Source organism: Flavobacterium sp. (assembly GCF_028712645.1).
GTDB lineage: Bacteria > Bacteroidota > Bacteroidia > Flavobacteriales > Flavobacteriaceae > Flavobacterium.
Map to the genome: position 1 here is coordinate 1 of NZ_JAQTPQ010000242.1, position 5,375 is coordinate 5,375.

General features: G+C 35.6%; 4 protein-coding genes. All 4 read left to right on the forward strand.

Annotated features, from left to right (window positions below; all coding sequences use genetic code 11):
- Positions 1–1,111 (forward strand): glycoside hydrolase family 3 C-terminal domain-containing protein (locus PHC28_RS15205; RefSeq protein WP_300102537.1); only part of this gene is annotated, 1,111 nt, incomplete at its 5' end.
- A 63-nt stretch (positions 1,112–1,174) separates the two neighbouring features.
- A complete protein-coding gene (locus PHC28_RS15210) occupies positions 1,175–2,716 on the forward strand; it encodes a glycoside hydrolase family 43 protein (RefSeq protein WP_300102540.1) in 1,542 nt (513 codons plus the stop codon).
- A gap of 135 nt (positions 2,717–2,851) precedes the next feature.
- Positions 2,852–4,651: a glycoside hydrolase family 2 protein gene (locus tag PHC28_RS15215; protein WP_300102543.1), complete on the forward strand. Its 1,800-nt coding sequence runs from the start codon at positions 2,852–2,854 to the stop codon at positions 4,649–4,651.
- Positions 4,648–5,375 (forward strand): hypothetical protein (locus PHC28_RS15220; protein ID WP_300102546.1); only part of this gene is annotated, 728 nt, incomplete at its 3' end. The genes PHC28_RS15215 and PHC28_RS15220, both read left to right, overlap by 4 nt.

Below are 5,375 nucleotides of genomic sequence, written 5' to 3' on the forward strand. Positions count from 1 at the left end.
TGTCCTCCTTAAAAATAACAAACAGTTTTTACCCATTCCTGAAGGCAAATACACAAAGATTGCCGTGATAGGCGAAAATGCTACACGTAGTCTGATTGTTGGGGGAGGTTCTACCTCGCTGAAAGCTGCTTATGAAATTACACCATTAGAGGGATTAAAGAAAAAATACGGAGAAAATCATATAGTTTACAGTATGGGATATGCTTCAGGTCGGTCGCTATATGGATCGGAAGAACCCTCTAAATTAAATATTGATTCCTTGCAAACTGCGGCTATTGAAGTTGCCCGTAATGCCGATGTGGTTCTTTTTGTTGGCGGGTTGAATAAAAATTATTTCCAGGATTGTGAAAGTGGTGATCGTAAATCTCTTAGTTTGCCATTCGGAGAAGATAAACTAATTGAAGCGATACTGAAAGTCAATAAAAATACTGCCGTAATTTTACTAAGCGGAAATGCGGTTTTGATGCCTTGGTTGGATAAAACACCAGCTGTTGTGCAAGGGTGGTATCTTGGCTCCGAGGCCGGAAATGCTTTGGCAGATATTATTTCTGGTGAAGTAAACCCTTCGGGAAAACTCCCTATCTCTTTTCCTAAAAAATTGGAAGATATTGGGGCATATGCCTTTGATAAACTCTGTTATCCGGGCGACGGTGTCAACGTGAATTATAAAGAGGATATTTTGGTAGGATACCGTTGGTTAGATACAAAAAAAATTGAACCGTTGTTTTCATTTGGTTTCGGATTGAGTTATACAACATTTCAATATGGGAAACCTACAGTTTCTTCAAAATCAATTACGGTAGCCGATTCATTAGTTGTGACAATTCCAGTAAAAAATACAGGAAAAGTGGTAGGAAAGGAAGTAGTTCAATTGTATGTTCAGGATGAAAAATCAAGTTTACCTCGTCCGCTTAAAGAATTAAAAGGATTTGAGAAAATTTCTTTAGAACCGGGAGAGGAAAAAATGGTAAGTTTCACCTTGACAAAAGAAGATCTTTCTTATTATGATGACAAAAAAAATAGCTGGATTGCAGAACCTGGTGTTTTCAAAATTATGATTGGAGCTTCGGCCACAGATATCAAAGGTACAGTAGATTTTATTTTGAAATAAGGCATTAGAATTGATTTTAAAAAAAACAATATGAAAAAAATAATAATTCTTTTAGTTTGCATTTTGGAGTTTTCTCACTACTCAAATGCTCAGGGATATAAAAATCCTGTTATTTCTGGTTTTCATCCAGATCCAAGTGTGTGTAGAGTTGGTGATGATTATTATTTAGTAACCAGTAGTTTCGAATATTTTCCTGGGGTTCCAGTCTTTCACAGCAAAGATTTGATAAATTGGGAAAAAATAGGACATTGTCTCACTCGTCCATCCCAATTAAAATTAGACAAATGCTCTCCTTCTTCTGGTATTTATGCACCTACGCTCCGTTATTACGAAGGTCGTTTTTATATGGTTACCACCAATGTATCTGGTGGAGGAAATTTTTATGTATCTACAGATAATCCTGCTGGCGAATGGTCTGAACCTATTTTTGTGGAACAGGCAGGTATTGACCCTACTTTATATTTTGAAGACAATAAATGTTACTTCGTGTCAAATGGCCAAGGCATCACCATTTCTGAAATAGATATTAAAACAGGAAAAAAATTGACTGAAGGCAGAATTGTATGGAATGGTACAGGAGGACGTTATCCGGAAGCGCCGCATATTTATAAAAAAGACGGATGGTATTATTTACTCATTTCCGAAGGCGGTACAGAATATGGACATAAAATGACGATTGCACGCAGCAAATCTATTTATGGGCCTTATCAATCGAATCCTTCTAATCCGATTATGACCCACATGAATGAAAATGCACAAAGCAACCCAATTCAAGGGACAGGACATGGCGATTTTATTCAGGCTCATGACGGTTCGTGGTGGACAGTATTCTTGGGCTTTCGTCCACAAAGCTTGTTGCATCACGTATTGGGTCGTGAAACATTTTTGGCTCCGGTAAGATGGGATGCCAATGCATGGCCTGTGATAAATGGCAACGGAACAGTAAACATAGACATGAATGTACCTACTTTGCCTTTAAAACCCGTGAAGCAGCAAGCCCTCGCTACCGATTTTGATGAAGCGAAGTTGGGTGTTGATTGGAACTACCTCCGAAACCCATATATGAAAAATTATTCCCTGACGGAGAAAAAAGGTTCGTTGAGGTTGAAAGCAAGCCCGGTTTCTTTGGATGATGCTGATTCCCCTACTTTTGCGGGACGCAGACAGGAGCATATGGATTTTTCATCTACCACTGTGCTGTCGTTAAATGATGCAACGGAAGGTGACGAAGCGGGAATGACAATTTACTACTCGCCTCAGGCACATTATGATTTCTTTTTGAAAAAATCGAAAGAAGGCAAACGTAAATTGCAAGTACGTTATCATATGGGAGTGCTGAACCATATCGCAAACGAGATTGAAATTCCTAGTGATAAAATTTATTTGAAAGTGAAAGGAGATAAGGACTTCTACTCGTTTTATTATTCTCTTGATGGTAAGAAATTTAATTTTTTAAGCAAGGTAAATGTATGGTATCTGAGTTCTGAAACCAATGGAGGTTTCACAGGAGTTTATATTGGATTATATGCCGCATCCCAAAATAAAAATACTAAAGCTTTCGCTGATTTTGACAAGTTTATATACAAACCTGGAGATTTAGATTAATGTAGGTTGAAAGGGGGAGCTTGGAACTAAAATAAAAAGGATAATGAAGTGAGCATAACGGAAATGTGATGTAAACACCTATGAAGATATATGTGAATTACATATGACCGATAAAAAACAAATAAACAACTACATATGAATAAAAAAAGTGAGGAAATAATGTTTAGAAAAGAAATCTTGATTGCTCTAATCCTTCTTTTTTGTAATTATTTACAGGCTCAAACGGCAATGGTCAATGTTCAATCCAGGCATTTAACAAGCTTGAATGGGAAATGGAAAGTTTTGGTGGATCCAGGAAATATTGGCGGTTGGAAACAATTTTGGATAGAACCAAAGCCTCAAAAGAAAACGGATTTCTTCGAGTATTCATTTGATGGAGCACCAGAATTGAATGTTCCGGGCGACTTTAATTCACAGCTATGTGAGCTCACTTTTTATGAAGGTTTTGTTTGGTATAAAAAACAGTTCAATATTTCTAAGAAGAAAGATTCAAGACTATTTCTGCATTTTGGTGCAGTCAATTATATTGCAGATGTGTATTTGAATGGAGAAAAACTGGGAAGCCATGAAGGAGGTTTTACACCTTTTCAATTTGAAATCACAAACAAAGTGAAAGAAGGCGATAATACAATAATTGTAAAAGTAGATAACCACCGCTTAGAGAATGGTCTTCCTGGTTATGGTTATGACTGGTTGAATTATGGAGGGATTACACGTGATGTAAATATTATTGAAACCCGAAATACATACATAGAAGATTATTCTATTCAGTTAAAAAAAGGTAGTTTGAATACTGTATTGGGTTGGATTCAACTAAAAGGAGAAAAATCGAACCAAAAAATTAAAGTCAAAATACCAGAACTAAATATCGATTATAAAACTAAAACGGATAACAATGGTTTTGCAAAGGTTGAATTTTCTTCTCGTTTCAAATTATGGTCGCCCGAAAGTCCTAAACTTTACAAAGTAATCGTTGAAAGTGAAACCGATTCTGTTGTTGATGAAATTGGTTTCAGAAGTATTGAAACTAAAGGAAGTGAAATCTTATTGAATAAAAAACCTATTTTTATTAAGGCTGTAAATATTCATGAAGAAAATCCATTGAAAAAAGCTAGAGCGTATTCATTGGAAGATGCCAAGTTATTGTTGAATTCCGCCAAAGAATTAGGATGCAACCTTGTTAGGCTGGCACACTATCCACACAGTGAAAATATGATTAAGGAAGCTGAAAAAATGGGATTAATGGTATGGGATGAACTTCCAATATATCAGAATATTAAATTTTCAGATAGTCTTGTTCCTGAAAAAATGGAGACAATGTTGAAAGAAATGATTCGCAGAGATAAAAACCGTTGTGGAGTAGTTGTCTGGAGTCTTTCGAACGAAACGTATTCGAGTACTCCAAATAGGAATGAAGCACTTATTGATTTGACTAAAAAATGCAAAGCAATAGATTCTACAAGAATTGTGACTCATGTTATAAATACACAAGGCTATAACAATAATTCATTTAATGTAACGGATACGCTATATAACTATTCCGATTTAATTGCTATTAACGAATACATCGGTTGGTACATTCCTTGGCAAGGAAAACCTTCGGAGACGACATGGAAAGTGGACTTCCCTAACAAACCCGTATTTATCTCTGAATTTGGAGGAGAGGCATTATACGGAAACAAAAATGTTCCAACTGACGAGGCTTCTTCTTGGTCTGAAGAATATCAAGAACAGATTTATAAGAATCAAACAGAAATGTTTAAAACCATTCCTAATTTGAGCGGTGTTTGTCCATGGATTTTGTATGATTACAGATCGTTGGGAAGAATGCATCCTGTTTATCAAAAAGGATATAACAGAAAAGGGCTACTATCTGAAAATGGTGAAAAGAAAAAAGCTTGGTATATTATGAACGAATATTATAAAGGAAAATGAAAAAAACAACGATATTATTCTTGCTTGCATTGAGTTCGACAATCAGTTTTTGTCAAAGTTTTTCAAGAGAATGGGTGTCAGATTCTCTTTTTCTTAAACCCGAATCGGCACTTTTTGACCCTTCAAAACAAATTGTTTATATTTCAAATATTAATGGTGAATACCTTGCGAAGGATGGAAATGGGTTTATTTCCAGAATCAAGACAAATGGTGAAATGGATTCCTTAAAATGGGTAGAAGGGTTGGATAATCCACAAGGTTTGGGATTGTTTAAAGACAAATTGTATGTAGCAGATATCAACAGAGTTGTCCAGATTAATACGAATACTGCCAAAATTGGAAATGTATTTGTGGTTGATAATGCAAAATTTTTTAATGATATCACATCTGATTCAAACGGAGACATTTACATTTCTGACTGTTTTGGGAATAAAATTTATAAAATAGCAGATGGGAAAATAAAAGTTTGGCTGGATTCTACTATTCTTTCAAATCCGAATGGATTATTATGTACGAAAGATGCTGTTTTAGTGCTGAATATGAAAGATAAAACTGCTTACGCAGTAAATAAGAAGACTAAGAAGTATCGTAAAATCTTTAGTGGAATTGACAATTTGGACGGTATTGTCAGTGATGGCAGAAACGGATATTTCGTTTCTGGAGCTTGGCAGGGCCAGATATTTCACGTCGATTCCGATGGGAATAAAAAGCTGGTAATTGATTT